The sequence below is a fragment of the Paraburkholderia sp. RL17-380-BIE-A genome, from assembly GCF_046028085.1.
Taxonomy (GTDB): Bacteria; Pseudomonadota; Gammaproteobacteria; order Burkholderiales; family Burkholderiaceae; genus Paraburkholderia.
In genome coordinates this window covers 43090-70040 of the sequence record NZ_JARESQ010000014.1, presented here as the reverse complement: position 1 = coordinate 70040, position 26951 = coordinate 43090, and the positions used below count along the sequence as shown (strand labels likewise).

Here is a 26951-nt window from a genome sequence, read left to right as displayed (position 1 = left end):
AACTATCAGGCGATCAGGCGCGCTTGAAGACCAGCGTGCCGTTCGTGCCGCCGAACCCGAACGAGTTCTTCAGCGCGACGTCGATCTTCATTTCCCGCGCGGTATTGGCGCAGTAGTCCAGATCGCAGGCCGGATCCTGATTGAAGATGTTGATGGTCGGCGGCGACACCTGATGATGCACGGCCAGCACGGTAAACACCGACTCCAGACCGCCGGCGCCACCCAGCAGGTGCCCCGTCATCGACTTGGTCGAATTCACGACCATGTCTTTGGCGTGATCGCCGAAAGCGCGCTTGATACCGGTGGTTTCGGCCAGATCGCCGAGCGGGGTGGATGTGCCGTGCGCGTTCAGGTAATTCACCTGGTCGGCATTGACACCCGCGTTCTTCATTGCGGCCAGCATGCAGCGGCGAGCGCCGTCGCCGTCTTCCAGCGGCGCAGTCATGTGATAAGCGTCGCCGCTCATCCCATAGCCGCTGACTTCGGCGTAAATCTTCGCGCCGCGTGCCTTCGCGTGCTCGTACTCTTCGAGCACCATGACGCCGGCACCCTCGCCCAGCACGAATCCGTCACGATCCTTGTCCCACGGACGGCTCGCCGTTGCCGGATCGTCATTGCGCTGCGACAGCGCACGCGCCGCCGCAAAGCCGCCGACACCGAGCGGCGACACAGTCGATTCCGCGCCGCCGGCGATCATCACATCGGCGTCACCGTATTCGATCAGGCGCGAAGCCTCGCCGATACAGTGCAGGCCCGTGGTACAGGCCGTGACGATAGCCAGATTCGGTCCCTTGATGCCGAATTTGATCGACAGGTGGCCGGAAATCATGTTGATGATCGACGCCGGCACGAAGAACGGCGAAATACGGCGTGGGCCGCGATTGAGCAGTTCGGTTTGCGTCACTTCGATCATCGGCAAACCGCCGATGCCCGAACCGACCACTACACCGATACGCTCCGAATTCTCGTCGGTGACTTCGAGGCCGCTGTCCTGCATCGCCTGGATGCCTGCAGCCACGCCGTAATGGATGAACGTATCCATGTGGCGCGCTTCCTTACCGGGGATGTAGTCCTCGATATTGAAGCCCTTCACCTCGCCGGCAAAACGAGTCGAAAAGTTCGACGCATCGAACTTCGTGATATTGGCAATACCCGACTTGCCGGCGACCAGATTGGCCCAGCCGTCGGCAACATTATTGCCAACAGGCGAAATCAGCCCCAGGCCTGTAACAACAACACGACGGCGGCTCACGGTAACCCCTTTTTCATAGATGACAAAAGCAAAAGCCACAGCGGCCACAGGAACCTGCCCTGTATGCCCTGTGGCTGTTTAACTCGGCAATCGCGCGAAAAATTGCGCAGTCAACATCGCTCGCTCCTGCTTGGCAAAACGCGTGGCAAAAAGCGCCAACCCTGCTGGCGTCGGCAACCGACACGGCAGGGCGTCATACGCCGCCAACGCAGAAACGCGGGCGCGAATGACCTTAGGCCTTGACGTTCGCGCGAGCGTAGTCGATCGCTTGCTGAACGGTGGTGATCTTCTCGGCTTCTTCATCCGGAATTTCCATGCCGAACTCGTCTTCGAGGGCCATCACGAGTTCAACGGTGTCGAGCGAGTCGGCGCCGAGGTCGTTCACGAACGAAGCTTCGTTCTTGATCTCAGCTTCTGCAACGCCCAGTTGTTCTGCGACGATCTTCTTGACGCGCTGTTCGATATTGTCCATTACCCCTCCAAGGGAAAAGAAGTTCAAAAATACAGGTGCGCGCATTTTATCAGGTTTGACCCGGCAAAAAAGCGGCGCATCGGGTGGCTGTCAAGGCATGCGCCTTACGCATTTACAAACGCATCAAGGCGCGGATAGTAACCGAATTTGGTTACGACATGTACATCCCACCGTTTACATGCAATGTCGTGCCGGTGATATAGCCCGCGTGTGGCGACGCCAGAAACGCCACGGCGTGCGCAATATCTTCCGGGCTGCCGAGACGGCCCAGCGGAATCTGCGTCTTCAGCGCCGTTTGCTGCTCTTCCGGCAACGTCTTGGTCATGTCGGTATCGATAAAGCCCGGCGCGACACAATTCACCGTAATGCCGCGGCTGCCGATCTCGCGTGCGAGCGCGCGCGTCATGCCCGCCACGCCCGCTTTCGCAGCGGCGTAGTTGACTTGCCCCGGGTTGCCGGCCGAGCCGACCACCGACGTGATGTTGATGATGCGGCCGCCCTTCGCCTTCATCATGGGGCGCAGCACCGCGCGCGACAGCCGGAACACCGACTTGAGGTTGGTGTCGATCACCGCGTCCCAATCGTCGTCCTTCATGCGCATGGCGAGTTGGTCCTGCGTGATGCCGGCGTTATTCACCAGTACGTGCAGCGCGCCGAATTCCTTCACCGTGCCGTCGATCAGCGCTTCCGCCGCGGCCGCGTCGTTCACGTTGAGCACCGCGCCACGGCCGTTCACGCCGGCGGCGTTAAACGCTTCGCTGATTGCGGCTGCGCCGCTTTCGCTGGTCGCCGTGCCGATTACCGTCGCGCCCTGGCGCGCCAGTTCCATGGCGATCGCCCGGCCAATACCGCGCGAAGCGCCGGTCACGATTGCGATCTGCTTGTCGAGAGTCTTTTCCATCTGTCAGTCCGGATGCCCCTCGGAGGGCTGATTGATTCTTGATGCGATGATCTGATGCTCCCGCGCAGCGCGTGCTGCCAGCGCAAGGCACGCGCGGCGCAGTGCTCAGCCAGCCGTCACGAGTTTGAGCGTCTCTTCGAGCGAAGCCGGATCGAAGATCGAAGCGCCGACCAGATTACCGTCGATACGCTTGGTCAAACCCGCAAGGACCTTGCCCGGACCGCATTCGATCACGTGCGTGACGCCCTGAGCGGACATGGCCTGAACGCTTTCCACCCAGCGCACCGCACCGGCAGCCTGGCGCACCAACGCGTCCTTGATCCCGGCCGGTTCGTTGACCACGGCAACGTCCACGTTGTTGATGACCGGAATGGCAGGCACCTGCACGTCGACACTCGCCAGATACTCGCGCAATTGATCCGACGCGGGCTTGAGCAGCGACGAGTGAAACGGCGCCGAGACCGGGAGCGGCAACGCGCGCTTGGCGCCCTTAGCCTTCGCGACTTCGCAGGCCTTTTCGACCGCGGCCTTGTGGCCCGCAATCACGACCTGCGCCGGCGCATTGAAATTGACCGCTTCGACGACGCCCGCAACCGACGCCTCAGCGCACACCGCGCGCACCGTGTCGTCGTCGAGACCGAGGATCGCGGCCATACCGCCTTCACCGACCGGCACCGCCGTTTGCATGGCTTGCGCGCGAAAACGCACGAGCGGCACGGCATCGCGAAACGCGAGCGCACCCGCCGCGACCAGCGCGGTGTATTCACCCAGGCTGTGGCCTGCGACGATCGCCGGCTTCGGGCCGCCAGCCTGCAACCACGCGCGATACATGGCGTAGGAGGCGGTCAGCATGACAGGCTGGGTGTTGGTGGTGAGGTTCAGATCTTCGGCGGGGCCTTCGGCGATCAGCTTGCCGAGGTCCTGATTGAGCGCGTCGGAGGCTTCCTGAACCGTCTCACGCACGACCGCGTGATCGGCGAACGCGTTGAGCATGCCGACCGACTGCGATCCTTGCCCAGGAAAAACGAACGCAAATTTCATATCGTCCCCAAAATCGATGTTGTCAGATGTGGGAGGCGCGCCCGGTTGACGGCGAGCGCGCTCAAGCGTAGCCGAGCGCCGTGAAGCGCGCTCGCCATAGCGTCGCCGCTATCAGTAGCGGATAACCGACGCGCCCCACGTGAAGCCGCCGCCGACGCCTTCGATCAGCACGTTCTGGCCGCGCTTGATGCGGCCGTCGCGCACGGCGACGTCGAATGCGAGCGGAATGGACGCAGCCGACGTATTGCCGTGCTCGCCCACGGTGACGACCATGCGTTCCTGCGGCAAGCCGAGCTTGCGGCAGGTGCTTTGCATGATGCGGATATTCGCCTGATGCGGGATCAGCCAGTCGACCTGCTCAGCCGACAGATTGGCCTTCTCGAGCGCTTCGACCGCGACCTTTTCGAGCACATTGACGGCAAGCTTGAACACGGCCTGTCCGTCCATATGCAGAAACGCGCTGCCGGCTACCACACCGCCGTTCACGTTGCCCGGCGTGCAGAGAATGTTCGAATGGCTGCCGTCCGCGTGGAGCGCGCTAGCGAGCACGCCCGGTTCTTCGGATGCCTGCAGGATCACCGCGCCCGCGCCGTCGCCGAACAGCACGCAGGTGGTGCGGTCTTTGAAGTCGAGAATGCGTGAGAAGGTTTCCGCGCCGATCACGAGCGCCGTACGATGCTGACCGCTGCGAATGAAGCTGTCCGCCGTCGCCACCGCATAGGCAAAACCGGAACAGACGGCCTGCACGTCGAAGGCCGCGCCGTGGTTCTTGATGCCGAGCTTGTTCTGCAACAGGCACGCCGTGCTCGGAAACACGAAGTCCGGAGTGGACGTGGCGACAATGATCAGATCGATGGACTGCGGGTCGATATCTGCCGCTTCGATCGCGCGTTGCGAAGCGATGAACGCCAGATCGCTGGTCGTGACATCAGGTTCCGCGAAGTGGCGAGCATGGATGCCCGTGCGGGCGACGATCCACTCGTCGCTCGTCTCGACGCCCTGCTTGGCGAGACGTTCGGCCAGATCCTGATTGGTGACGCGGTTGGGCGGCAGGTAGCTGCCGGTGCCCAGCACGCGGGAATAAATTGTCGATTGAGCCATTATGCCTTCGAGGATTGCGCAGCGTAGGGCTCGGCTGGCTGGCCTGCGATCGGGCTTGCGTGACCCGCACCGCTCGCGTCGCGCGCTGCCTGCTCGAGAGAACCCGCGTTCTCTTCCATCGCACGCGCAAGGCGTTCCAGCACGCCGTTTTTGACGGCATCATACCCGCGTTTGATAGCCCACTCAAACGCGTAGGCATCCGCCGAACCGTGGCTTTTTATCACCAGCCCGCGCAGGCCGAGCAACGCGGCACCATTGTATTGCCGATGATCGACGCGTTTCTTGAAGCGCATCAATACCGGCAATGCGAGCACCGCCATCACCTTGGTCAGCCACGAACGGCCAAACTCTTCCTTGATGATGTTGGACAGCATCTGCGCGAGGCCCTCCGACGTCTTCAGCGCGACATTGCCGACAAAACCGTCGCAGACGATGACGTCGACCGTGCCTTTGAAGATATCGTTGCCTTCAACGTTACCGTGAAAGTTAAGTGTACTCGCGCGCAGCAATTCGCCGGCACGTTTGATGGTGTCGTTGCCCTTGATGACTTCTTCGCCGATATTGAGCAGACCGATGGTGGGCCGCTCCTTACCCTCGAGCGCCGACACGAGCGCGTGCCCCATCTCCGCGAACTGCAGCAGATGCTGAGGTTCACAGTCGACGTTGGCGCCCAGGTCGAGCATCATCGTGTAGCCATTGGGATTGGGCAGTGCCGACGCGATAGCCGGGCGTTCGATGCCCGACAGCGTTTTCAGCACATAGCGCGAGACCGCCATCAGCGCGCCGGTGTTGCCGGCGGAAATGCAGGCTTGCGCCTCGCCTTCCTTGACGCGGTTCAGCGCCACGCGCATGGAGGAATCTTTTTTCTTGCGCAGCGCGACTTCGACCGGATCGTCCATGGCGACGATCTCGGAAGCGGGTACGACGGTCAGCGCCGGCAGGTCCTGAGCCTTCAACTTCTTCAGCTGCGCACGAATCGCACTTTCAATGCCGACGAGCAGCAACTGCGCATCGGGATGCGAACGAACGAAGTTGACGGCAGCGGGAACGGTCACGGACGGGCCGTGGTCGCCTCCCATGCAATCTATCGTGAGCTTTACTGTCATGGAGTGCGACGAATTTCAGGCGCCCTGCATGGGACCGCGGTAGGCGCTAAATTGCCAGCTGCGATCGACACAAAAAAGCGGCAATTGAATGCCGCTTTTTTGCCGAGCCGGGAAAATGTCAAGCGAGCCGATCGCCACGCGAAACGCCAAGGGGCGACACGCAGAGAAACAGGCGGCGAAACGATTAATCGTTCTTCGTCTTGACAACTTTCTTGCCACGATAGTAGCCGTTCGGGCTAACGTGGTGACGCAGATGCACTTCGCCCGTGCTCGGTTCCACGGCCAGCGGCGCTGCCGTCAGAAAATCGTGCGAACGGTGCATGCCGCGCTTCGACGGCGACTTCTTGTTTTGCTGAACTGCCATGACTAACTCCTAAAAATTTTCCGGATTCTAACACAGCCCGACTCGGTGTCCGCCACTGGCCGAGTGGCCAATGCGCCCGCGTCGCGCTCCAATGCAACTGTTCAGTGCTTCTTGTCGCCCGGCTCACCGCGCTTGAGACTCTGGAGCGCCGCAAACGGATTCGGCCGCTCGGGCTCACCGCCCTCATCAGCCTCGTCCAGTGCGCCCTCGTCGCCCTCGCCTTCAGTACCGGCCACACCAGAGACGAGACTCTCGTGCACTTCGGGACAGACCTCATGCTTGGGCACGAGCGGCAAGGAAAGCAGCAACTCTTCTTCGATCAAGTCGATGAGATCGAAATGGTTCGAGCCCACGATCACTTCGACTTCATCCTCGTCGAGCGGAAACTCTTCGGCTTCCGCCTCAGTGTTGACGATCCGGTAAGTTGCATCGACGTTGAATGCCTGCAAGTACGGTGTCATGCACCGCTGACATTCGAGCCATGCGGCGCCGTGAATCGCCATCCTCAAATAAGGCTGGGGACCCTCGGTGCCGTCGTCCTGCAATTCCGGCTGCGTCGTTCCTTCGGCTTGCCAGGTGAACGCGGTATCGCGGTCTGGCGCTTCTGCCGGGACTTCGTTTAACATGCGCGGCAGTTGCGAGACGCGCACGACACCCGCGGCCTGACGCGCACTCCGCGCAAATTCGAACAGATCGAGATTATGCGGGTCGGACAGACCTGCAGGGTTGCCAGGATGTTGAGTCATGTGCGCTCCTGCTTCGGCAAGGGTTTCGCCGGGGTATAAACCGCGGGGTATAACCGCGGGGTACAACCGGTTTGCGAGACAACCTGAAAGACCCGCGAGTTGTACGCCACGCTTGCAAGTCCGCCTGCACGCCCGACACACACCGAGGCCCGCCTAGCGCAAGCATACCGATGAAAAGCCCAAAATCATATCCGTTTTGTCTTTTCGAGTCAAACACTTAAGCCCGTACACGCGCAAGCTTTCCGCGACCCCGTACGTTCCGCCTCTCTAGCCGTTGATTGCCCATGCCAGATTCCCTCAATCGCCCGCCACGCCTGATCCTGGCGTCGAGTTCGCCTTATCGCCGCGAGCTGCTCGAACGCCTGCGTGTGCCGTTCGATGTCGTCGTACCCGCGATCGACGAGACGCCGCTCGCCGGCGAGACGCCCGAAGTGACCGCTCTGCGCCTCGCGCAAGCCAAAGCTCGCGCGGTTGCCGGTGGACTCGGCGCCGGTGAGGCCGCGCTCGTAATCGGCTCCGATCAGGTCGCGACTTATGATGGCCTGCAAATCGGCAAGCCGGGCACCCACGCCAATGCGCTGGCGCAACTGCAGGCAATGCGCGGCCGCGAAGTGCAATTCCATAGTGCACTGTGCCTATTCGACAGTCGCTCGGGGACAGTGCAAGCCGCCGACGTGATTACCCGCGTGCAATTCCGCGATCTGCCGGACGCCATGCTGGAGGCCTATCTGCTGGCCGAAACGCCGTACGACGTTGCAGGCAGCGCCAAATCCGAAGGACTCGGCATCGCGTTGCTCGAAGCCATCCATTCCGACGACCCCACCGCGCTCGTCGGCCTGCCGTTGATCGCACTGTCGCGCATGCTGCTCGCAGTGGGCTTTCCGCTTCTGGGGGCGCAATGACCGGCACGCTCTATCTGATTCCGAACACGCTCGGCGAAGGCGACGCCGAGGCGCTCGACGCCGTTCTGCCGGCGCCGGTACGCGCCCGCGCGGCTTCGCTTCACTATTACATCGGCGAAAACGCGAAAACCACGCGCGCGTTCCTGAAGAAAGTCGGCACGGAACGGCCGATCCAGGAAATCGAGATCCGCGAACTGAACGTCAACACGCCGGCCGGAGAGATCGATAAGCTACTCGCGCCGCTTCTAGCCGGCACCGACGCGGGCCTCGTCTCCGAAGCGGGCTGTCCGGCGGTCGCCGACCCCGGCGCCCTGCTGGTGCGCCGCGCGCATGAACGGGGAGTGAAAGTGGTGCCGTTCGTCGGCCCCAGTTCGATTCTGCTGGCCTTGATGGCTTCCGGGCTCAACGGCCAGAGCTTTGCGTTTCACGGCTACCTGCCGGTCGACGCCACGGAGCGAGCCAAACGCCTGCGAGACCTCGAACAGCAATCACGCAAAGGCAAGCAGACGCAGATCTTCATCGAGACGCCCTACCGGAACCGCGCGCTGCTGGATACGTTACTGGCGACGTGTGCGCCTTCCACGCTCGTCTGCGTGGCGGTCGATCTGACGCTGGAAACCGAAACCATTGCCAGCCGCACCGTAGCCGACTGGAAGAAACAGCCTGCAATAAATCTGCACAAGCGGCCCGCCATTTTTCTGATCCTGGCCGTTTGATCCGGGCTAACCCGGGATAGGTATAAAAAAGCCCCGCGCGATCGTCAAAACATCGATCGCGCGGGGCTTTTCACATCAGCACGTCAACAAATCAACACATCAACGCAGATTCAGCTTCCCGCCGAGCGCCATGGCGTGAACCGCACCACTGCCCACCGCCGCGCCGAATTTACGCGCAACGCGGTCCGTAATGCTCTCTTTCACCGTGTAGTCGACAATATCCGGCGCCTTGAAGAGGTCGCGCGCTACGTAATCCGCGTCGCCGAAACCATCGGCGAGACCGAGTTCGACGCTCTTTTGACCAGTCCAGAAAAGCCCTGAGAACATATCCGGCGTTTCATGCAGGCGCTTGCCGCGCCCCTGGCGAACAGCGTCGATAAATTGCGCGTGAATCTGATCGAGCATGTCTTGCGCGTGTTCGTCCATCTTCGGCGTTTCTGGCGAGAACGGATCGAAAAAGCCCTTGTTCTCACCCGATGTGTGCAAACGGCGCTGAATTCCCAGCTTATCCATCAGGCCGGTAAAGCCGAAGCTATCCATCAGCACGCCGATCGATCCGACGATGCTCGCTTTGTCCACGTAAATTTTGTCGGCCGCCGCGGCCGCATAATAGCCGCCCGACGCGCACATATCGCCCACGACGACGTAGAGCGGAATTGACGGATATTTGACGCGCAAACGACGAATTTCGCTGTAGATAATGCCCGCCTGCACCGGACTGCCACCCGGACTATTACAGCGCAGGATCACGCCGGCGGTGCCCGCATCGTCGAACGCACTTTGCAGCGCGGTGTTGATATCTTCCGCGTTCGCGTTCGTATCAGCGGAGATCTCGCCGTCAAGCGATATCAAAGCCGTATGACGGCCAGTGGCAGCCACCTTGTCACCGGACAAGTCGATGGCGGCCCATATTGCCAGCAGCAGGACGACGAGGAAAACGAAGCGGAAAAAGATTTTCCAGCGCCGCGCCGCGCGCTGCTCATTGATCGCGGCAAGAGCAATGCGCTCGAGCGCCGCGCGTTCCCAACCGGGCTCATCGGCAGGCGTGCGGGGGCGGCCTGTCAGGGACGGTTCCTTCGGCTCGGGAGTCAAATTGTCGGACATGCGGTGCAGTGGAAAGGTCGAAGAAGAGAAAAATCAGGGGGTGTCCGGACGCAGTTCGCCGTCAGGCAGCCAGAAAACCGCGCGGCCTTCCGACGTATCGCGTTCGTCCACCTGCACGGGCCGCAATCTGCCGCCGCGGCACGGACCACCGACGCATTTGCCTGTGTCCGGCGCGTAAATCGCACCGTGTGTAGCGCACATCAAGTATAAACCGGACGATTCGAAGAACTGGCCCTCGGCCCAGTCCAGCTCCATCGGCACATGGGCGCAGCGGTTCAGGTAGCCGTAAGCGCGGCCATCATAGCGAACAAAAAATACGACGACGTCGCCTCCGCCGAGCTTCGCCCCGCGGCGCACGCCCGCGCCGCCGTCGACCAATTCCGCCGACGCGCAAATGCGAACCGCCTGCGCCGCGTCCGGTGTCTGCTCGCTCATGCGTTTTCTCGCAGCCAGCCCGACAGCACACTGACGCTCGACGCCACGAACTTCGGCGATAACGCACTCAACGAGCCCGCAGGATGCGCCCCATATGTGACACCGATGCCCGCGACACCCGCGTTGATCGCCATTTGCAGATCGTGCGTCGTATCGCCGACCATTACCGTGCGGGCGTTGTCCTGCCCTAGTTCACGCGTCAATTCGTGCAGCATGGCCGGGTGCGGCTTCGAGAAAGTCTCGTCGGCGCAGCGGGTGCCGTCGAACAGGCTCGTGAGGCGCGACTGGTCAAGCGCGCGATTCAGCCCGACGCGGCTTTTGCCCGTCGCCACCGCCAGTAGATAGCCCAGGTCGCGCAATTCCTGCAGCATTTCGCGCACACCGGCGAATAGCTCGGTGGTCTGATCCTTTACCAGATAGTGGAAGCGATAACGCTCGGCCAGCCGCGGATAGTCCGATGGGTCCAGCGTGGGCGCGGCAATTTGTAGCGCATCACGCAAACCGAGGCCGATGACGTAGCTCGCCGCCTCGTCGGCGGGAACCGGCAAGCCGAGATCGCGGCAAGCCGACTGGATGCTGCGCGTGATGTGGGCGGTCGAATCCATCAGCGTCCCGTCCCAGTCGAAGACGATCAGATCAAATTGCTCTCTAGCCATGCGGTGTCGTCTCCGGGTTTGACCCATTTCGTAATTCGTTGAGCTGCGCGATGAAGCTGCGGCATTCGGCCGGCAACGGCGCCTCGAACTGCAGCGGCGCGCCGGTTGCCGGGTGCGTGAGCTTTAACCGGTAGGCGTGCAGGAACATGCGCTTCAGGCCCGGCTTCGCATTGGCGCGCGCCAATGCCTTATTCAGCGCGAAGTCGCCATATTTGGCGTCGCCGACGATCGGCAGTTCCAGATGCTGCAAGTGGACACGGATCTGATGCGTACGCCCGGTCTTCAGTTCCGCCTCGAGCAGCGCGTACTCCGGCCAGCGGTCGATCAGATTGAAAACCGTGTGCGACGCGAGGCCGTCGGGCTGCACGCGCACGCGGCGTTCGCCGTCCGCGGTCAAATACTTGTGCAGCGGCTCCTTGACCGCGCGGCGGCGGCCCCAATCGCTCGCCCAGTCGCCGTGAACGCAAGCATAGTAGCGCTTGTCCATTTTGTTCTCGCGAATCTGCTCGTGCAGATTGACGAGCGCCGAGCGCTTCTTGGCGAGCATCAGGATGCCGGAAGTCTCGCGATCCAGCCGATGTACCAATTCGAGGAATTTCGCCTGCGGACGCGCCTCGCGCATCTGCTCGATCACGCCGAACGCGACCCCGCTGCCACCGTGCACGGCCACGCCGGCCGGTTTGTCGATGACCAGCAGATGCTCGTCTTCGAAAATGATCTTGAAATGGGCGGCGGGTACCGGCGCCTGGGCGGCGGTTTCGCTCGGTTGGGCGACGCGAATGGGTGGCACACGCACCAGGTCGCCTAGTTCGAGCCGGTACTGCGCATCTATCCGGCCCTTATTCACGCGCACCTCACCGCTGCGCAGGATGCGGTAAATATGGCTTTTCGGCACGCCTTTACAGACGCGTAACAGGAAGTTGTCGATGCGCTGTCCGGCCGCACTATCGTCGATCTCGATCATCGAGACCTGGTCGCTTGCGACCGATTTCTGGGATATTTTGCCTAACTCTTTCATTCTGAATATAATTTGCCCAGCAGTCTGCGGCGGCCGGCGCAGTGTTCGGAATTCGGGCGGATTGCGCGGGCGCAAGCGATAAACCGTTATTTTACTTGCGCCGGGGTCTGGTTGCTCACCCTGAAAATGAGATGCAACAAGTTGCACGCACGGAGTCAGTGCCCGGCAGGGACGGCGCCCACAGGCGCGTTCGGTCAAGGTCGGCTTCGCCGGTAACGGAATTTTGGTAAAAAAGAATTTAACTTTCAGCTTCGGTATCGGGCCGTCTGACGCCCAGTTGTACGAGGCTGCAAGTTGCGAAAATACGGCGTGCGCCCGAGGCGTCTTGTAGAAAGTACAAGACATGGCGACGTCAAAATGAGGCGAGACACCCCCAGCAGGAAAAGACGCGCCGACTGCGCGAACTTCCCGCTGCGGCATGGCCGCAGCCTTCGACCCTCCGGTCACGTGCCCAGTTGGCGCACCGGCGCGAGTGGACGAAGGCTTTTGAAGGTCTGCCGGCAGAACCCGCGGCGTGTCGGGTCGTTATTTGAAGCCGTGTTCGCATGTGCCCTGCGGCACCGCGCCCATTTTTCAATGGGGCCGGGCCCTCTCAGGCAATTCTCCCGCCAGCTTTCCCGCTCCAGCGTGCTTGTGAAAACACAATAAGGCGCGGCATGCCACTGCACGCTTCGCTCTCGCGACTGACAACCGCGCAGCGAACAGGCAGGCTAAGCCGCTCTGGAGCCGTTCAATGAAACGAATGTTGTTCAACGCGACGCAGCAGGAAGAACTGCGCGTCGCCATCGTCGATGGGCAAAAACTCATCGATATCGACATCGAAACCGCCGGGCGCGAACAGCGCAAAGGCAATATTTACAAGGGCATTATTACCCGCATCGAGCCGTCGCTCGAAGCCTGTTTCGTCAACTACGGCGAAGACCGCCACGGCTTTCTGCCGTTCAAGGAAGTCGCCCGCCAGTATTTCCGCGACGGCGTCGACATGCGCTCGGCGCGCATCCAGGACGCCCTCCGCGAAGGCCAGGAACTGATCGTTCAGGTCGAAAAGGAAGAGCGCGGCAACAAAGGCGCGGCCCTCACCACCTTCATTTCGCTCGCCGGCCGGTATCTGGTTCTGATGCCGAACAACCCGCGCGGCGGCGGCGTGTCGCGCCGGATCGAAGGCGACGACCGTCAGGAACTGCGCGAAACCATGGCGCAGCTGCAATTGCCGGAAGGCATGAGCATCATCGCGCGCACGGCCGGCATTGGCCGCAGCGCCGAAGAGCTGCAGTGGGACCTGAACTACCTGATGCAACTGTGGCGCGCGATCGAAGCTGCGTCGCAGAGCGGTTCGAACGGTCAGCCGATGCTGATTTATCTCGAATCGAGCCTCGTGATCCGCGCGATTCGCGACTACTTCCAGCCGGATATCGGCGAAATCCTGATCGACACCACTGAAATTCATGACCAGGCACGCGCCTTCATGGATATCGTGATGCCGGACAATGTCAGCAAGGTGAAGCGGTATCACGACGACGTGCCGCTCTTCTCGCGCTTCCAGATCGAACACCAGATCGAAACGGCGTACTCGCGCACGGTGCCGCTGCCCTCGGGCGGCGCGATCGTGATCGACCACACCGAAGCACTGGTCGCGATCGACGTGAACTCGGCCCGCGCCACCAAGGGCGCCGACATCGAGGAAACCGCCGCACGCACCAACCTCGAAGCCGCTGACGAAGTCGCCCGCCAATTGCGCCTGCGCGATCTGGGCGGCCTGATCGTGATCGACTTCATCGACATGGAATCGGCCAAGAGCCAGCGTGAAGTCGAGCAACGCCTGAAAGACGCGCTGAAGCACGACCGTGCGCGCGTCCAGATGGGCAAGATCTCGCGTTTCGGCCTGATGGAACTGTCGCGCCAGCGTCTGCGTCCGGCTCTGTCCGAAGGCAGCCACGTGACCTGCCCGCGCTGTAACGGCACGGGTCACATCCGCGATACCGAATCGTCCGCGCTGCAAGTGCTGCGGATCATTCAGGAAGAAGCGATGAAGGAAAACACCGCGGCAATTCATTGCCAGGTGCCGGTCGAAGTGACCGCCTTCCTGCTGAACGAAAAGCGCGCTGAAATCAACAAGATCGAGTCGCGCTTCAAGGTCAACGTCGTCCTGATTCCGAACAAGCATCTCGATACGCCGCATTACAAGCTCGAGCGTCTGCGTCACGACGACGCGCGCCTCGACGAACCGCGCGCTTCGTGGAAGATGGCCGAAGAAGCGGCCCGCGAGCTCGAATCGGAAACCGGTTACAGCAAGCGCACCGAAGAAGCAAAGCCGAAGCAGGAAGCGGCGGTCAAGGGCATCACGCCTGAAAAGCCGGCGCCGAGCGCACCGGTTCGCCCTGTCGCCGCCCCGGCTCCGGTCGCGGTCACGCCGGCAAGCGGTGGGTTCATCGGCTGGCTGAAGAATCTGTTCGGCATGCAGCCGGCGGCACCGGCGCCTGTCGCGCCGGCTACGACCGACAAGCAGACGCGTCCGCAACGCGGCGAACGCACGGAGCGCGGTGAGCGCACCGGTGAACGCGGTGGCGATCGCAACCGCAATCGCCGTGGCGGCGCAGGCGGCCGCGATGCAGCGGGCCGCGGCGAAGGCGCGACCGGCGGCCGTCAGGCTCAAGGCCAGCAGCCGTCGCAGCGTCGCGAGGAACGCGAACCGCGTGAAGCACGCGAAGGCCGTGAGCCGCGTGAAGCGCGCGAGCCGCGTGGCAACCGTGAACCGCGTGAGGCCCGCGAAGGCCGTGAACCGCGCGAAACCCGCGAGCCCCGCGAACCGCGTGAAGGTCGCGAGGGTCGCGAAAACCGTGACCGCGACAATCGCGGCAACGACCGTGCGGAAGCCGTCGAAAGCGCACCGCGCGCTGAACGTGGCGAGCGCGGCGAACGTCCGGAGCGTGGCGAACGGCGTGAACGTGGTGATCGCGCTGAACGTGGCGAACGCCGCAAGCCGCAAGCTGAAGTCACCGAGTCTCTGACGCAAAGCGACGCTCAACCGGCGGAAGAACTGGCGCAAAACCAGATCGCCCTGGGCGAAAACGGCGCGCAGATCGATCAGGAAGCCGTGGCGCGTGAAGGTGAAGAGCGTCGTCGTCGCCGTCGCGGCCGTCGCGGTGGTCGTCGTGAGCGTGAAGAGGACGTGAACGGCAACCTCGCAGCGGACGTCGCGGAAGCTGAAGGCGACAACGCCAGCGTTGCCGACGAAGCGCCGGTGCGCACCGCGCATCAACCTGTCGAGCACAAGACGGAAGTCAACGAGGCGAAGGACGTGACGCCGGTAGAGGTGGTGGTCGCCGCTGTCGCGACTGAAACCGCCGTGGTCACCGAACTGCACGCGGCTACCGAAACGCCGGCTCTGGCTGTCGAAAAGGCTGCGAAGACGGAAACGGTCGTCCCGGTAGCGCAAGCGCCGGCGACTCCGGCCGCTGGCGAACCGGTCGCCGAAACGCCGGTAGCGCCCGCCGCTGCCGTGACGGTCGAGGCAGCGCAAGCCGCGCCGGCCGTCAGCGAGACGGTTTCGCTGGTTGAACCGGTCGCACGCTTTGAAGCACCGGCTCAGGCTCAAGTCGAAACGCCGGTGGTGGCGTCGCCTGTCGAAGCACAAGCCGCGCCGGCTCCGGTCGAAACCGCCGCTCCGGTTGCGGTCGTCGAAGCTCCGGCGGCTCAGCCTGTGTTGCATGCCGAGATCGCCGAAACGCAGCCGGTTGCGGCCGCGGTCGAGCCGACGGTGATCGAGCCCGCGCCTGTCGCCGTTGCACCGCAAGCACCGCGTCATGGCGCCGTGTCGGCGGAAGCCTTGAAGCCGGTGCTGGAACAAGCCGGTCTCGTCTGGGTGAACACCGACGCCGACAAGCTTCGCGCCGCTCAGGAAGCGGCCGCGCAGACGGTCAAGCCGGCTCGCGTGGTGCGCGAGCGTAAATCGTTGCCGCCGCTCGACAGCGCGCCGATGCAACAAGTGGAAACGGGTAAGCACCCGCAGTAAGCTGCCCCGCTCCACCAGTAAAGCCCGCCTTCATGGCGGGCTTTTTTTATGCGCAGCGCGGGCGCGCCGGTGGCAGGCACCTCCCCGTATACCCGACACCGCCGGGGGGTCCCACTGCCTTTTGAGGCATTTCCGATAGAATGAATATCTAGCTTTGATTTCAAGCACTAAGTTCAAGCACTAAGTTCAAGCACTGAGCAAAGCAAACACGCGAAGCAATTAAGCGAAGCAACCATGTCCCGACGCATCATCCCTGTTGCCGATTTCAGCGCTGTGCCGGTTATCAGCGGCCCCGTGCAGACGCCTAGCGGCGCGCTGCACGACAAGCTCGCGCGGCCGCTGCGCGACCTGCGCATTTCGGTCACGGATCGCTGCAATTTTCGGTGCGTCTACTGCATGCCGCGCGAGGTGTTCGACAAGGACTACACCTTTTTGCCGCACAGCGACCTGCTGAGCTTCGAGGAAATCGAACGGGTGGCGCGGATCTTCGTCGCGCACGGCGTCGAAAAAATCCGTCTGACGGGCGGCGAACCGTTGTTGCGCAAGAATCTCGAATTCCTGATCGACCGGCTCGCGCAACTTACCACGCCGGCGGGCCGTCCGCTCGATCTGACGCTGACCACCAACGGTTCGCTGCTGGCGCGCAAGGCGCGCAGCCTGAAAGACGCCGGTTTGACCCGCGTCACGGTGAGCCTGGACGCGCTCGACGACACGCTGTTTCGCCGCATGAACGACGCCGACTTCGCCGTCGCGGACGTGCTGGACGGCATTGCCGCCGCGCATGCGGTGGGGCTCGCGCCGGTCAAGGTGAACATGGTCGTCAAACGTGGCACGAACGATAGTGAAATCGTGCCGATGGCGCGTCATTTCAAAGGCTCGGGCGCAGTGCTGCGCTTTATCGAATACATGGACGTCGGCACGTCGAACGGTTGGAACATGACCGAAGTGCTGCCGTCCGCCGACGTGGTCACCCGCATCGCCGAGCACTTCCCGCTCGCGCCGCTCGAAGCGCACAGCGCCGCCGAGACCGCGCAGCGCTGGGGTTATGCGGACGGCAGCGGCGAAATCGGCGTGATTTCGAGCGTGACCCGGGCGTTTTGCGGCAGTTGCACGCGAGCGCGTCTGTCCACAGAAGGCAAGCTCTATCTGTGCCTGTTCGCGTCGTCGGGGCACGACCTGCGCGCGCTGGTGCGCAACGGCGCGAGCGACGCCGGTATCGCCACCGCCATCGCCGAAATCTGGCAAGGCCGCGGCGACCGGTATTCGCAGCTGCGCGGCAGCAACCCGGCCGATTCAGGCGCGCGCGACGGCCGTCGGGTCGAAATGTCGTACATCGGCGGCTGAGCGGCGGCGCATGAGACCGACGCGCGAACACATCACCGGCCTGTTGCTCGCGGGCGGACGCGCCACACGCATGGGCGGCGCCGACAAGGGGCTGCAAACGCTGCACGGCGAGCCGCTCGCCGGCCATGTGCTCAAGCGCCTCGCACCGCAAACCGGCGCGTTGCTCATCAGCGCCAATCGGCATGCCGAAGCTTACGCCGCACTCGGTGCGCCGTACGGCGCCACGGTCGTGGCCGATACGCTGGCCGGATTTCCGGGCCCGCTGGCAGGCCTGCTCGCCGGCTTGCGCGCAGCCGGAACCGGCTATGTGCTCAGCGCACCCTGCGACTCGCCGTGGCTGCCCGCCGACCTCGCCGAGCGTCTTGCGCGCGCGCTCGACTCGAACGGCGCCGATATCGCCACGGTCGCCACCTCCGACGCGCACGGTCAGTTGTCCCTGCACCCCGTTTTCGCACTGTTGCGCACGGGCCTCGCGGACGATCTGGCGGCCTTTCTGGAAGCTGGCGAGCGCAAAGTCCGCGCGTGGTACGCGCGCCACAAGACGGAGGAAGTCGTCTTTACCGACGAGCGCGCGTTTTACAATATCAATTCGCTACAAGAACTCGCCGACCTCGAACGTGATTGAGGCCCCGGTTGAAATCCCGCTCCGGCCGCACGGCAACTGCCGCTGCCGCCTCCGGTCGCGACGTCCCGCTCTTCATGACCACGCCTAACGAATTCTCCCGCTGCGTCGCGCAGTACGATCCTCACGCGCTACCCGTGTCAGCCGCTCAGGCGATTGTTCGCCAGTGGGCCGCACCGGTCACGGCTACTGAACGCGTGCCCCTGCGCGATGCGCTCGACCGCGTGCTCGCGGCGGATATCGTGTCGCCAATCGACGTGCCTTCGCACGACAACTCCGCCATGGATGGCTACGCGTTCAAGAGCGCGGTACTCACCACCGGCAGCGCCACCGGCAGCGCCACCGGCGGCACCACCGTCGAGTTGACGGTGGCCGGCAAAGCGCTCGCCGGGCATCCGTTCACGGGCCGCGTCGAAACCACACAATGCGTGCGCATCATGACCGGCGCCTGCATGCCGGCCGACTGCGACACGGTCGTGCCGCAGGAGGTGGTCGAGCGCGACGCCGACTCGGGTTCGATCCGCTTCGCCGCCAACGCCGTGGCAGCCGGCGCGAACCGGCGTCTCGCCGGCGAAGATCTCGCGCGAGGCCACGCCGCACTGCGCTCGGGCCGTATCATGCGCGCGTCGGACCTTGGTTTGCTGGCCTCGCTCGGCATCGGCGAAATCAATGTCAAGCGGCGCTTGCGCGTGGCCTTCTTCTCCACCGGCGACGAATTGCGCTCGCTCGGCGAGCCGCTCGACGCGGGCTGCGTGTACGACAGCAATCGCTACACGCTGTTCGCCATGCTGCGGCGCCTGAACATCGACACGCTCGATCTCGGCGTGGTGCGCGACGAGCCCGCCGCGATGGAAGCCGCCTTGCGCAGCGCGGCGGCGAGCGCCGACGTGGTGCTCACCTCGGGCGGCGTCTCGGTCGGCGAGGCCGATTTCACCAAACAACTGCTGCAAACTTTCGGCGACGTCGCCTTCTGGAGTCTCGCCATGCGGCCGGGCCGGCCGCTCGCCTTCGGCCGCGTCTGGTCCGGCGAGCGACCCGGGCTCGGGCTTCCCGCGTTATTCTTCGGTTTGCCGGGCAATCCGGTCGCCGTGATGGTGACCTTCTATCAGATCGTGCGCGAGGCGCTGCTGCTGATGTCGGGCGCAACACCGCAACCGTTGCCGTTCATACACGCCCTGAGCCGCAAAGCCATCCGCAAGCGCGCCGGGCGCACCGAGTTCCAGCGCGGCGTAGCCGAACAGGACGCGCACGGACAATGGCATGTCACGCCAACCGGCTCACAAAGTTCCGGCGTGCTGAGTTCGATGAGCGAAGCCAATTGCTTCATCGTGCTCGGGCACGATGAGGGCGAGATTGCGCAAGGGGAGCGCGTCGCGATCATGCTGTTCGACGGCCTCATCTGACGCCCGGCTCACGCCTCGCTCTCGCCAGCGGCCATTCATAGCTTTACCCATTACCACTACGACACACGGGTTTGACTTACATGAAAAAACAGATTTCGTTCATTGCACCAGGACAGACAGCCAAAGCACTGATCCTCGTGTACCTGACGTTTTCGGTACCGATCGTGCTGCTGGGCGTACTGGTGGCGTTCGTGCGCTATGGTTCGGTGGAACTGAGCACGGTGTTCAGCGCGCTGCTGCTGAATGCGATTCTCGGCTTCGTCCTGCTATGGATCGCCTGCCATGCGTACAACTGGGTTGCGTCGCGCTTCGGCGGAATTGAAATCCAACTGACCGACGCCCCGGAAGAAGCGTAATGCCCGCGATGATCCGCGCCGCCACGCCTGCCGACACCAGCGCGATCTTCGCGCTGACGTACGAGCTCGCGGAATTCGAAAGCCTCACGCACGTCTTCGTCGCAACCGAAGAGGGCTTGCGCGACGCGCTGTTCGGCGCGCGGCCTTCTATTGAAGCGCTGGTAGCGGAGAGCGAAGGACGCATCGTCGGCTATGCGCTGTTCTTCCACAATTACTCGAGTTTCGTCGGCAAGCGCGGGCTATATCTCGAAGACGTCTACGTACAACCCTCGCAACGCGGCAGCGGTCTGGGCACCGCGTTGATTCAACGCCTCGCCGCCCTTGCGGTGGAACGGCAATGCGCGCGCTTCGAATGGACCGTGCTCGACTGGAACCGGCAGGCCATCAACTTCTATGAAAAGATGGGCGCGACCGTCATGCCCGACTGGCGCGTGGTGCGCCTGACAGGTGACGCGCTTGAACAGCTGGCAGCGGGCGCGCGTGCCTGAGTGATTGGCGAGCGGAGCTGCACGCCGGGTTCCGCCACACCTAACCGTTAGCCCCGTACCCTCATTGCTCTTCGGGATCCACACCCGAGAGCGCATCGCCGAGCAACCCGCTCGCCTCCTCGCCCGGTAATGCCTCGACATCGCGCAGTCTGCGGCTCATGACACGCGTGCGCGTTTCCGCCGCTTCGATAGAACGCGTGACGGTTTCCAGTTGCGCCTTTGTCTTCGCCAGCACGTCACCGAATTTGCCGAACTCCGTTTTCACCGCGCCGAGCACCTGCCACACCTCGCTCGACCGCTTTTCGATAGCGAGCGTGCGAAAACCCATCTGCAGACTGTTGAGCAATGCGGTCAGCGTAGTCGGACCGGCGATCGTCACGCGATAGTCGCGTTGCAGCAGGTCCGTCAGGCCCGGCCGGCGCAACACCTCCGCGTACAGGCCTTCGGTCGGCAGGAACAGCAGCGCGAAATCCGTGGTGTGTGGCGGCGACACGTATTTCTCCGCAATCGTGCGGGCCTCGGCGCGAATCCGCGCTTCGAGCGCGCGGGAGGCTTCTTCCACCGCGACAGGATCGGCGCGCTCCTGCGCTTCGATCAGACGCTCGTAGTCTTCACGCGGAAACTTGGCGTCGATGGGCAGCCAAACCGGCGTGGCCACGCCGCCCTGCTCCGCGCGCCCGGGCAACTTGATCGCAAACTCGACGCGCTCCGTGCTTCTCGGCACGGTCGCAATGTTCTTCGCGTACTGGTCGGCGGTGAGCAGTTGCTCCAGTAACGCTTCCAGCTGCACTTCGCCCCACGTGCCGCGTGTCTTCACATTGGTGAGCACTTTCTTCAGGTCGCCGACACCGGCCGCCAGCGTCTGCATCTCGCCCAGCCCGCGGTGCACCTGCTCGAGCCGGTCGGACACCAGCTTGAACGATTCACCCAGACGCTGTTCGAGCGTGGCGTGCAGTTTTTCGTCGACGGTGCGGCGCATTTCCTCGAGCTTGACCGAGTTGTTCGCCTCGATATCCTTCAGCCGCTGTTCGATGGTTGCGCGCACCTCGGCGAAACGGCGATCGTTCGCCTCCGTGAGTTGCCCCAGTTGCAGGCTCAGCGTGTCGCCGAACTGCTTGAGCGAGCGGCCCTGCTCGTCGCGCGCCTGCTGGGCCTGCGCCTGCAGACTGTGACGCACGGCGTCGAGCTGCTGGGCGAACCCGTCGATCTTGCCAGCCTGCACCGTCGTCATACTGCTGAACTGCGCCGCCAGCGTCTGCTGAAAGTGCGCGAAGCCGCTGCTCTGTTCAGTACGCGACACCCGCGCGGTCTCGGTGATGTCATTGCGCAGTTGCCGTTCGAGACGTTCGTAGGCGTGTGCTTGCGCGTCGGTCGAGGCGTCCAGCCGCTCGTTGAGCAGTTCGAACTGCTCGCTCTCTTGCGCGCGGCTGTGGCCGCGCATCAGCAAGGCCAGCGCAATGACCAATGCGACCGCCAGCACTGCGACGGCCGCCACCAGAATCATTGTCATGAACGCGCCTTGCCGATGACTTCGGGATTGATCGGATTCGGCGGCCGGCCCGCGCGCGGGCCTGCGCCCAGGCCCGCGATCAGATTGTCCGCGGCGAGATTCGCCATGGCGCGGCGCGTGGCTTCGGTCGCGCTGGCAATGTGCGGCGTCAGCACGACATTCGGCACGCTCAGCAAGTCCTGGTTCAGATTCGGCTCGCCTTCGAACACGTCGAGACCGGCGGCGGCGATCTGCTTCGAGCGCAAGGCCTCGACGAGCGCCGCGTCGTCGACAATGCCGCCGCGCGCGATGTTGGTGAGCGTCGCGGTCGGCTTCATCAGCGCGAGTTCGGCGGCGCCGATCGTGTGATGGTTATCCTTCGTGTACGGAAGGACGAGCACGACGTGATCGGCACGCCGCAACAGGTCCTCTTTCGACGCGTATTCCGCGTTCAGCTCGGCTTCTATCTCCGGCGCGACGCGCGAACGATTGTGATAGATCACCTGCATGTTGAAGCCCTTTGCACGACGCGCCAACGCCTGGCCGATGCGGCCCATGCCGATCACGCCGAGCGTCGAGCCGTACAGGTCGCTGCCGAGAAAACCGTCATACGCCCACTTCTGCCATTTGCCCGCGCGCAGCCAGTGCTCCGATTCGGCGATACGGCGCGCCGCCGCCATCATCAGGGCCCAGCCGAAGTCCGCCGTCGACTCGTTCAACACGTCCGGCGTATTGGTGCCGAGCACATTGGCCGCGGTGAAGGCGGCCATGTCGAAATTGTTGTAGCCCACCGCCATGTTCGACACCACGCGCAGACGCGGCGCCGCCGCGAGTACGCCCGCGCCGACCGGATCGCCCGCGGTGAGCGCGCCGTCCTTGTCCGCGAGACGACGCGTCAGTTCGTCGGCGGACAATACGTCGCCCTGATTCCAGTCGACGTCGAAATACTGTTTGAGCCGTTCGATCACGTCAGGAAAGATTGGACGGGCGACGAGGATCTTCTGCATTGCAATTCTCCGTATAGCGCGTCGAGTTCGATTGCCTCGGCGTCAGAAAAAAAGCCAGCCGGTCACGAGGAACAACGGCAGCAACACCGCCGCGGACCAGCCCAGATACGCGAAAAAACCCGGCATGCGCACGCCGCGCGATTCCGCGATTGCCTTCACCATGAAGTTCGGCGCATTGCCGATATACGTGTTCGCACCCATGAACACCGCGCCAGCCGAGATCGCCGCGAGCGTGGTGGCGCCGGTGGTCATGAGCGTCTGCGCGTTGCCGCCGGCCAGGTTGAAGAACACGAGGTAGGTCGGCGCATTGTCGAGAAACGAAGACAGCAGCCCGGTCATCCAGAAGTACATCAAATCGTGCGGCTGGCCCGATGCGTCGTTGACCAGATGGACGATGCCGGCAAAGGCGCCCGCCTCGCCGGCACGCAGGATCGTGATGACCGGCGCGATCGTCACGAAGATGCCGGCGAACAGCTTGGCCACCTCTTCGATCGGCGCCCAGTTGAAGTCGTTGCCCGCGCGCGCCGTACGCGGCGTGAGCACCAATGAAAGCAACGTGACCCCTAGCAGCGCGGCATCGCGCACGGCATTCTGCAGCGCGAGGTGCGTGCCGAACACGTCGAACTCCACGCCCGGCTTCCACAGCCCGCTCATCAGCACGAGCCCGACTACCGCGGCGAGAAGCACGAAATTGATCTTGCCGTCGATGCCGAGCAGCGGCGAGTCAGGCGTGGGATCGAGAAAGCGCGAGCGCTCTTCCTCACGCCGATGAAAGTAGTACGAGTCGAGCGCATAGAACCCGATCAGCAGCACGCCGCAAATGAACAGCATGGGCAGCATCAGATGCGTGGTGGTCCAGAAAAAGCTCACGCCCTGCAAAAAGCCGAGAAAGAGCGGCGGGTCGCCCAGCGGCGAGAGCGAGCCGCCCGCGTTCGCCACGAGGAAGATGAAGAACACGACTACATGAACCACGTGCTTGCGATTGTCGTTGGCGCGCAGTAATGGACGGATCAGCAGCATGGCCGCGCCGGTCGTGCCCATGATGCTGGCCAGCAGCGTGCCGAGCGCGAGAATTCCCGTGTTCAGACGCGGCGTGCCATGCAGATTGCCGCGCACGCAGATGCCGCCCGCCACGGTGTACAACGCCGTTAGCAGCACAATGAACGGAATGTATTCTTCGAGCAACGCATGCACGAGCGTGCCGAACGCGACACCGGTACCGAAGGTGAGCGCAAACGGTACGAGGAACGCGAGCGCCCAGGCAGCCGCGATCTTGCCGAAATGGTGATGCCAGAACGCCGGCGCGATCAGCGGAAATACCGCGATCGACAGCAGCACGCCTGCGAATGGCAGCGCCCACAGCGCCGACAAAGTGGCGCCATCGAGCGTAGCGGCAGACGCCAGTTGCGGCCAGCCGGCCAGCGCCAATGCAGCCGCGAACCCCATGCCCGTCCAGACGGCACGTCCTTTCATAGCGTTGAAATCCTTGTTATTGCCGGCAGCCGCGCGTGGGCACATGCGCCACGTGGCGCGGGCCGCGCTTGCCGTTCAGGCGCCCTGCACCACGATCACATGCACGCGGTATGGCCCATGCGCGCCGAGGACGATGGTCTGCTCGATATCCCCGGTGCGTGAAGGCCCGGAAACGAAATTGACCGCGCGTGGAAGTTCGCCGCGTTCTTTGCGGATCAGACCGAACGCCTCTTCATGACCCGAGACGATGCGTGAAGCCGGCACGATGGCAATATGCGTTTCAGGCAGCAGACCAGCGGACGCATAAGTTTCCGGTCCCGACAGCAACACGAGCGTGCCGGTCTCGGCGGTCGCACAGAAGCAGCCGGTCAGGCCAACCACGTCGCCGTCTTGCGGCTTGCGGAATTCGACAGTGAGGCCGGCTTCGGCCCACTGCAGATCCTGCAGCGTTTGCCAGGCGATAGCCTGCAACGGCAACGCATGTTGTGTGAGGTAGCGATGCGCCGCGGCCGGCACGTCGCTCAGTGCCTGAACCGATTCGACGGTGGTCGCCATCTTCCGGGCCTGTTCGACGAAGCGCGCAACGAGGTCGGCCGGCATCTCCGGACGCGGCCCGGCAGGATGGCGCGCCAGGTAGTCCGCCGCTGCCTCGCGCTCGGCAGCGGACGGCTCCGGCTCGCGCCCTTGCGCCGCGCGGATGCGCGCCAGTATGTTGCGTCGGGCAATCGATGTATCCATGTGCGAAATCCTCGTGTCGACAGCCGTTCGGGATGGCGGGAATTATACCGGCCGCCCCGCGCGCGGCCACCCTGGCCAAACGGGATATTGCCGCGTATCGCACACGCGGCTTACGCTATAGCCCACTGCAATAGCCGGCTGCGAGCCGCGTTACTTCGCCGCCTCTTCCTCGGGCTGCGCAATGCCGAACACCTGGCGCAGGTAAGCGAGGTAAGCCTTGTCTTCGCACATGTTCTTGCCCGGCGAGTCCGACAGTTTCGCCACCGGCTGGCCGTTGCAGCGAACCATTTTGATGACGATCTGCAGCGGGTTATAGCCGAGGTCGTTGGTCAGATTCGTGCCCACGCCGAACGCCAGCTTGCAGCGGCCGCGGAAGCGCTCATAGAGCTGCAGCACTTTAGGAATGTCGAGGGCGTCGGAAAATACGAGGATCTTGGTGCGCGGATCGCAGCGATTCGCTTCGTAGTGCTTGAGCAGACGTTCGCCCCACTCGAACGGATCGCCCGAATCATGGCGCGCGCCGTCGAACAGCTTGCAGAAATACATGTCGAAGTCGCGCAGGAACGCCTCCATGCCGTACACGTCGGAGAGCGCGATACCCAGGTCGCCGCGGTATTCCTTGGCCCACATTTCGAAGCCGAAGATCTGCGAGTCGCGCAGCCGCGGGCCGAGCGCCTGGCACGCCTGCAGATATTCATGCGCCATCGTGCCGAGCGGCGTGAGACCGTGCTTCATTGCGTAGAAGACGTTGCTGGTGCCGGCGAACTGCTCGCCGAGGCCCTCTTTGAGCTTGAGGATCACTTCCTCGTGCCATTGCTTCGAGAAGCGGCGGCGCGTGCCGTAGTCGGCGATCTTGCAGTCGGCGAATTCCGGACGCGCGCCGAGCAATTGGATCTTGTCGACGAGGCGGCCGCGCCCTTCGCTGTAGTCCGGCTTTTGCTGCGTATTGCGGAAGTAGACCTCGTTGACGATCGCGAGCATCGGAATCTCGAACAGGATCGTATGCAGCCACGGTCCCTTGATCTCGATGTCGATTTCGCCATTGCCCTTCGGCGAAGGTTCGATCGAAATGTATTTTTCGTTCAGATGGAACAGCGCGAGAAACTCGATGAAGTCGCCCTTGATGAAGCGCATGCGGCGCAGGTAGTCGAGTTCGTCGTCGGTAAAGCGAAGCTGGCAGAGCTTGCGCACTTCCTCGCGAATCTCGCCGATATACGGAACGAGATCGACATTAGGCGTACGGCAACGGAAGCGATATTCCACGTTCGCCGCGGGAAAGTGATGCAACACCACTTGCATCATCGTGAACTTGTACAGATCGGTGTCGAGCAGCGAAGTAATAATCATGATGGTGCGAACTGGACTGCAGGAAAAACGGAAGGCCCGACACGAAAGGCCCGACTCAACCATGCGCATACGGCACGCCCCGTGCGCACCGACCTGACGCATGTTACCCGAATGCCGCCGGATTCCGCGCGCCGCCGGGCGCTCGCACCGCACGCCCGAACAAGGTCTTCACGGTGAGCGCCGCGAAGCAGGTGGCCTTTAGCGCGCCATAAACTAATCACGAAAACGTATAAAAGGCATGGTGCGATGCTGCATGCGCCTCTTGACGTTACGATACAATAGCGCTTTTGGCGTTTGCGCCTCCCCAGATACCGCATGCAGGAGCTGCCTGAATGACTCACGTTGTGACCGAAAGCTGCATCAAGTGCCGCTATACCGACTGTGTCGATGTGTGCCCGGTGGACTGCTTTCGCGAAGGTCCCAACTTCCTCGCGATCGACCCCGATGAATGCATCGACTGCGCTGTGTGCGTAGCCGAATGCCCGGTGAACGCCATCTATGCCGAAGAAGACGTGCCGGGCGACCAGCAGAATTTCATCGAGCTGAATGCCGATCTCGCGAAAAGCTGGCCGAGCATCACCAAGACCAAAGCACCGCTGCCCGAAGCCGACGAGTTCAAGGACGTAAAGGAAAAGCTCGAGCTGCTCGTACGTTGAGTCTCGCGGCACGTCACATACGCAGCGGACTTCGAATGAAATCGAGATGAACGCAGGGTATTGACAGCCGCTTAAGCTCCTCCTACAATTTCGTTTCTCTGCTGTTGTTGTTCTGTTCCTCGATAGCTCAGTCGGTAGAGCGCCGGACTGTTAATCCGTAGGTCCCTGGTTCGAGCCCAGGTCGAGGAGCCAAGAATTGCAA

At 63.0% G+C, this 26951-nt stretch carries 26 protein-coding genes and 1 tRNA gene; 10 read left to right on the top strand and 17 right to left on the bottom strand.

Features of this window, described 5'->3' with window-relative positions; translation table 11 throughout:
- Nucleotides 1–13: 13 nt before the first annotated feature.
- The 8 genes from fabF to P0D68_RS23405 form a co-directional block, all read right to left on the bottom strand.
- Nucleotides 14–1252 carry a beta-ketoacyl-ACP synthase II gene (gene fabF, locus P0D68_RS23440; RefSeq protein WP_074285870.1) on the bottom strand — a complete coding sequence of 413 codons (1239 nt, stop codon included), beginning with the start codon at nt 1250–1252 and terminating at the stop codon, nt 14–16.
- A gap of 232 nt (nt 1253–1484) precedes the next feature.
- Complete coding sequence (gene acpP, locus P0D68_RS23435) at nt 1485–1724, bottom strand: acyl carrier protein (RefSeq protein ID WP_004197638.1); 240 nt, start codon at nt 1722–1724, stop codon at nt 1485–1487.
- 151 nt (nt 1725–1875) lie between these two features.
- Nucleotides 1876–2625, bottom strand: a complete 750-nt coding sequence (gene fabG, locus P0D68_RS23430; RefSeq protein WP_091792561.1) for a 3-oxoacyl-ACP reductase FabG — start codon at nt 2623–2625, stop codon at nt 1876–1878.
- 105 nt (nt 2626–2730) lie between these two features.
- A complete protein-coding gene (gene fabD, locus P0D68_RS23425; RefSeq protein WP_091792560.1) occupies nt 2731–3666 on the bottom strand; it encodes an ACP S-malonyltransferase in 936 nt (311 codons plus the stop codon).
- A 111-nt stretch (nt 3667–3777) separates the two neighbouring features.
- Complete coding sequence (locus P0D68_RS23420) at nt 3778–4767, bottom strand: beta-ketoacyl-ACP synthase III (RefSeq protein ID WP_408185415.1); 990 nt, start codon at nt 4765–4767, stop codon at nt 3778–3780.
- On the bottom strand, nt 4767–5873 hold the full coding sequence (gene plsX, locus P0D68_RS23415; RefSeq protein ID WP_091792558.1) for a phosphate acyltransferase PlsX: 1107 nt from the start codon (nt 5871–5873) through the stop codon (nt 4767–4769). Before plsX ends, P0D68_RS23420 begins: the two co-directional genes overlap by 1 nt.
- Before the next feature lie 184 nt (nt 5874–6057).
- The gene (gene rpmF, locus P0D68_RS23410) at nt 6058–6237 is read right to left on the bottom strand and encodes a 50S ribosomal protein L32 (protein ID WP_006051932.1); all 180 of its coding nucleotides are present in this window, start codon (nt 6235–6237) and stop codon (nt 6058–6060) included.
- Between the two features lie 101 nt (nt 6238–6338).
- Nucleotides 6339–6983: a DUF177 domain-containing protein gene (locus P0D68_RS23405; protein WP_408300280.1), complete on the bottom strand. Its 645-nt coding sequence runs from the start codon at nt 6981–6983 to the stop codon at nt 6339–6341.
- Between the two features lie 284 nt (nt 6984–7267).
- On the opposite strand from P0D68_RS23405, the gene P0D68_RS23400 reads away from it, so the two are divergent.
- On the top strand, nt 7268–7885 hold the full coding sequence (locus P0D68_RS23400) for a Maf-like protein (protein WP_408185417.1): 618 nt from the start codon (nt 7268–7270) through the stop codon (nt 7883–7885).
- On the top strand, nt 7882–8601 hold the full coding sequence (locus P0D68_RS23395) for an SAM-dependent methyltransferase (RefSeq protein ID WP_408300278.1): 720 nt from the start codon (nt 7882–7884) through the stop codon (nt 8599–8601). The genes P0D68_RS23400 and P0D68_RS23395 overlap by 4 nt, the downstream gene beginning before the upstream one ends.
- Before the next feature lie 99 nt (nt 8602–8700).
- Here P0D68_RS23395 and P0D68_RS23390 read toward each other — a convergent pair whose 3' ends face one another.
- The 4 genes from P0D68_RS23390 to P0D68_RS23375 are packed head-to-tail and all read right to left on the bottom strand — an operon-like array spanning nt 8701 to nt 11814.
- On the bottom strand, nt 8701–9705 hold the full coding sequence (locus P0D68_RS23390) for a S49 family peptidase (protein ID WP_091792553.1): 1005 nt from the start codon (nt 9703–9705) through the stop codon (nt 8701–8703).
- A gap of 33 nt (nt 9706–9738) precedes the next feature.
- Nucleotides 9739–10140 (bottom strand): Rieske (2Fe-2S) protein, encoded by a 402-nt coding sequence (locus P0D68_RS23385; RefSeq protein WP_408300275.1) that lies wholly within the window; start codon nt 10138–10140, stop codon nt 9739–9741.
- On the bottom strand, nt 10137–10796 hold the full coding sequence (locus P0D68_RS23380; protein ID WP_091792551.1) for an HAD-IA family hydrolase: 660 nt from the start codon (nt 10794–10796) through the stop codon (nt 10137–10139). Before P0D68_RS23380 ends, P0D68_RS23385 begins: the two co-directional genes overlap by 4 nt.
- Nucleotides 10789–11814, bottom strand: coding sequence for an RluA family pseudouridine synthase (locus tag P0D68_RS23375; RefSeq protein ID WP_408185420.1), 1026 nt, complete (start codon nt 11812–11814; stop codon nt 10789–10791). The genes P0D68_RS23380 and P0D68_RS23375 overlap by 8 nt, the downstream gene beginning before the upstream one ends.
- Nucleotides 11815–12547: 733 nt before the next feature.
- Here P0D68_RS23375 and P0D68_RS23370 point away from each other — a divergent pair.
- The 6 genes from P0D68_RS23370 to P0D68_RS23345 all read left to right on the top strand — a co-directional run bounded on the left by P0D68_RS23370 (nt 12548) and on the right by P0D68_RS23345 (nt 20039).
- Nucleotides 12548–15826, top strand: a complete 3279-nt coding sequence (locus tag P0D68_RS23370; RefSeq protein WP_408300273.1) for an Rne/Rng family ribonuclease — start codon at nt 12548–12550, stop codon at nt 15824–15826.
- Between the two features lie 234 nt (nt 15827–16060).
- Nucleotides 16061–17170 carry a GTP 3',8-cyclase MoaA gene (gene moaA / locus P0D68_RS23365; protein ID WP_091792548.1) on the top strand — a complete coding sequence of 370 codons (1110 nt, stop codon included), beginning with the start codon at nt 16061–16063 and terminating at the stop codon, nt 17168–17170.
- Nucleotides 17171–17180: 10 nt separating this feature from the next.
- The gene (mobA, locus tag P0D68_RS23360) at nt 17181–17795 is read left to right on the top strand and encodes a molybdenum cofactor guanylyltransferase MobA (RefSeq protein WP_091792547.1); all 615 of its coding nucleotides are present in this window, start codon (nt 17181–17183) and stop codon (nt 17793–17795) included.
- A 74-nt stretch (nt 17796–17869) separates the two neighbouring features.
- On the top strand, nt 17870–19195 hold the full coding sequence (moeA, locus tag P0D68_RS23355; protein ID WP_408300270.1) for a molybdopterin molybdotransferase MoeA: 1326 nt from the start codon (nt 17870–17872) through the stop codon (nt 19193–19195).
- 80 nt (nt 19196–19275) lie between these two features.
- A complete protein-coding gene (locus P0D68_RS23350; protein WP_091792546.1) occupies nt 19276–19551 on the top strand; it encodes a hypothetical protein in 276 nt (91 codons plus the stop codon).
- Nucleotides 19551–20039 (top strand): GNAT family N-acetyltransferase, encoded by a 489-nt coding sequence (locus P0D68_RS23345; RefSeq protein WP_408300268.1) that lies wholly within the window; start codon nt 19551–19553, stop codon nt 20037–20039. Before P0D68_RS23350 ends, P0D68_RS23345 begins: the two co-directional genes overlap by 1 nt.
- A 61-nt stretch (nt 20040–20100) precedes the next feature.
- On the opposite strand, the gene P0D68_RS23340 is transcribed toward P0D68_RS23345, so the two are convergent.
- From P0D68_RS23340 to pncB, 5 genes are all read right to left on the bottom strand, one after another.
- Nucleotides 20101–21549 carry a DNA recombination protein RmuC gene (locus P0D68_RS23340; RefSeq protein ID WP_408300266.1) on the bottom strand — a complete coding sequence of 483 codons (1449 nt, stop codon included), beginning with the start codon at nt 21547–21549 and terminating at the stop codon, nt 20101–20103.
- Nucleotides 21546–22535, bottom strand: coding sequence for a 2-hydroxyacid dehydrogenase (locus P0D68_RS23335; protein ID WP_408185426.1), 990 nt, complete (start codon nt 22533–22535; stop codon nt 21546–21548). Before P0D68_RS23335 ends, P0D68_RS23340 begins: the two co-directional genes overlap by 4 nt.
- Before the next feature lie 42 nt (nt 22536–22577).
- Nucleotides 22578–24008 (bottom strand): sodium:proton antiporter, encoded by a 1431-nt coding sequence (locus P0D68_RS23330; protein ID WP_408300264.1) that lies wholly within the window; start codon nt 24006–24008, stop codon nt 22578–22580.
- Nucleotides 24009–24083: 75 nt separating this feature from the next.
- Complete coding sequence (locus tag P0D68_RS23325) at nt 24084–24746, bottom strand: LutC/YkgG family protein (protein WP_091792541.1); 663 nt, start codon at nt 24744–24746, stop codon at nt 24084–24086.
- A gap of 150 nt (nt 24747–24896) precedes the next feature.
- Nucleotides 24897–26093, bottom strand: a complete 1197-nt coding sequence (pncB, locus tag P0D68_RS23320) for a nicotinate phosphoribosyltransferase (protein WP_408185429.1) — start codon at nt 26091–26093, stop codon at nt 24897–24899.
- A gap of 332 nt (nt 26094–26425) precedes the next feature.
- On the opposite strand from pncB, the gene fdxA reads away from it, so the two are divergent.
- Nucleotides 26426–26749 carry a ferredoxin FdxA gene (gene fdxA, locus P0D68_RS23315; protein WP_091792539.1) on the top strand — a complete coding sequence of 108 codons (324 nt, stop codon included), beginning with the start codon at nt 26426–26428 and terminating at the stop codon, nt 26747–26749.
- Nucleotides 26750–26865: 116 nt separating this feature from the next.
- Nucleotides 26866–26941: transfer RNA gene (locus P0D68_RS23310), tRNA-Asn, on the top strand.
- Nucleotides 26942–26951 lie beyond the last annotated feature (10 nt).

What these genes read in the sequence shown, in the direction of transcription:
- P0D68_RS23380 (WP_091792551.1), bottom strand. Translation starts at nt 10,796, where the DNA reads ATGGCTAGAGAGCAATTTGATCTGATCGTCTTCGACTGGGACGGGACG.
- P0D68_RS23335 (WP_408185426.1), bottom strand. Translation starts at nt 22,535, where the DNA reads ATGCAGAAGATCCTCGTCGCCCGTCCAATCTTTCCTGACGTGATCGAA.
- P0D68_RS23420 (WP_408185415.1), bottom strand. Translation starts at nt 4,767, where the DNA reads ATGGCTCAATCGACAATTTATTCCCGCGTGCTGGGCACCGGCAGCTAC.
- P0D68_RS23350 (WP_091792546.1), top strand. Translation starts at nt 19,276, where the DNA reads ATGAAAAAACAGATTTCGTTCATTGCACCAGGACAGACAGCCAAAGCA.
- P0D68_RS23400 (WP_408185417.1), top strand. Translation starts at nt 7,268, where the DNA reads ATGCCAGATTCCCTCAATCGCCCGCCACGCCTGATCCTGGCGTCGAGT.
- rpmF (WP_006051932.1), bottom strand. Translation starts at nt 6,237, where the DNA reads ATGGCAGTTCAGCAAAACAAGAAGTCGCCGTCGAAGCGCGGCATGCAC.
- P0D68_RS23390 (WP_091792553.1), bottom strand. Translation starts at nt 9,705, where the DNA reads ATGTCCGACAATTTGACTCCCGAGCCGAAGGAACCGTCCCTGACAGGC.
- fabG (WP_091792561.1), bottom strand. Translation starts at nt 2,625, where the DNA reads ATGGAAAAGACTCTCGACAAGCAGATCGCAATCGTGACCGGCGCTTCG.
- P0D68_RS23370 (WP_408300273.1), top strand. Translation starts at nt 12,548, where the DNA reads ATGAAACGAATGTTGTTCAACGCGACGCAGCAGGAAGAACTGCGCGTC.
- P0D68_RS23405 (WP_408300280.1), bottom strand. Translation starts at nt 6,983, where the DNA reads ATGACTCAACATCCTGGCAACCCTGCAGGTCTGTCCGACCCGCATAAT.
- P0D68_RS23345 (WP_408300268.1), top strand. Translation starts at nt 19,551, where the DNA reads ATGCCCGCGATGATCCGCGCCGCCACGCCTGCCGACACCAGCGCGATC.
- pncB (WP_408185429.1), bottom strand. Translation starts at nt 26,093, where the DNA reads ATGATTATTACTTCGCTGCTCGACACCGATCTGTACAAGTTCACGATG.
- P0D68_RS23385 (WP_408300275.1), bottom strand. Translation starts at nt 10,140, where the DNA reads ATGAGCGAGCAGACACCGGACGCGGCGCAGGCGGTTCGCATTTGCGCG.
- P0D68_RS23330 (WP_408300264.1), bottom strand. Translation starts at nt 24,008, where the DNA reads ATGAAAGGACGTGCCGTCTGGACGGGCATGGGGTTCGCGGCTGCATTG.
- fabD (WP_091792560.1), bottom strand. Translation starts at nt 3,666, where the DNA reads ATGAAATTTGCGTTCGTTTTTCCTGGGCAAGGATCGCAGTCGGTCGGC.
- P0D68_RS23375 (WP_408185420.1), bottom strand. Translation starts at nt 11,814, where the DNA reads ATGAAAGAGTTAGGCAAAATATCCCAGAAATCGGTCGCAAGCGACCAG.
- moaA (WP_091792548.1), top strand. Translation starts at nt 16,061, where the DNA reads ATGTCCCGACGCATCATCCCTGTTGCCGATTTCAGCGCTGTGCCGGTT.
- acpP (WP_004197638.1), bottom strand. Translation starts at nt 1,724, where the DNA reads ATGGACAATATCGAACAGCGCGTCAAGAAGATCGTCGCAGAACAACTG.
- moeA (WP_408300270.1), top strand. Translation starts at nt 17,870, where the DNA reads ATGACCACGCCTAACGAATTCTCCCGCTGCGTCGCGCAGTACGATCCT.
- P0D68_RS23325 (WP_091792541.1), bottom strand. Translation starts at nt 24,746, where the DNA reads ATGGATACATCGATTGCCCGACGCAACATACTGGCGCGCATCCGCGCG.
- plsX (WP_091792558.1), bottom strand. Translation starts at nt 5,873, where the DNA reads ATGACAGTAAAGCTCACGATAGATTGCATGGGAGGCGACCACGGCCCG.
- P0D68_RS23340 (WP_408300266.1), bottom strand. Translation starts at nt 21,549, where the DNA reads ATGACAATGATTCTGGTGGCGGCCGTCGCAGTGCTGGCGGTCGCATTG.
- P0D68_RS23395 (WP_408300278.1), top strand. Translation starts at nt 7,882, where the DNA reads ATGACCGGCACGCTCTATCTGATTCCGAACACGCTCGGCGAAGGCGAC.
- mobA (WP_091792547.1), top strand. Translation starts at nt 17,181, where the DNA reads ATGAGACCGACGCGCGAACACATCACCGGCCTGTTGCTCGCGGGCGGA.
- fdxA (WP_091792539.1), top strand. Translation starts at nt 26,426, where the DNA reads ATGACTCACGTTGTGACCGAAAGCTGCATCAAGTGCCGCTATACCGAC.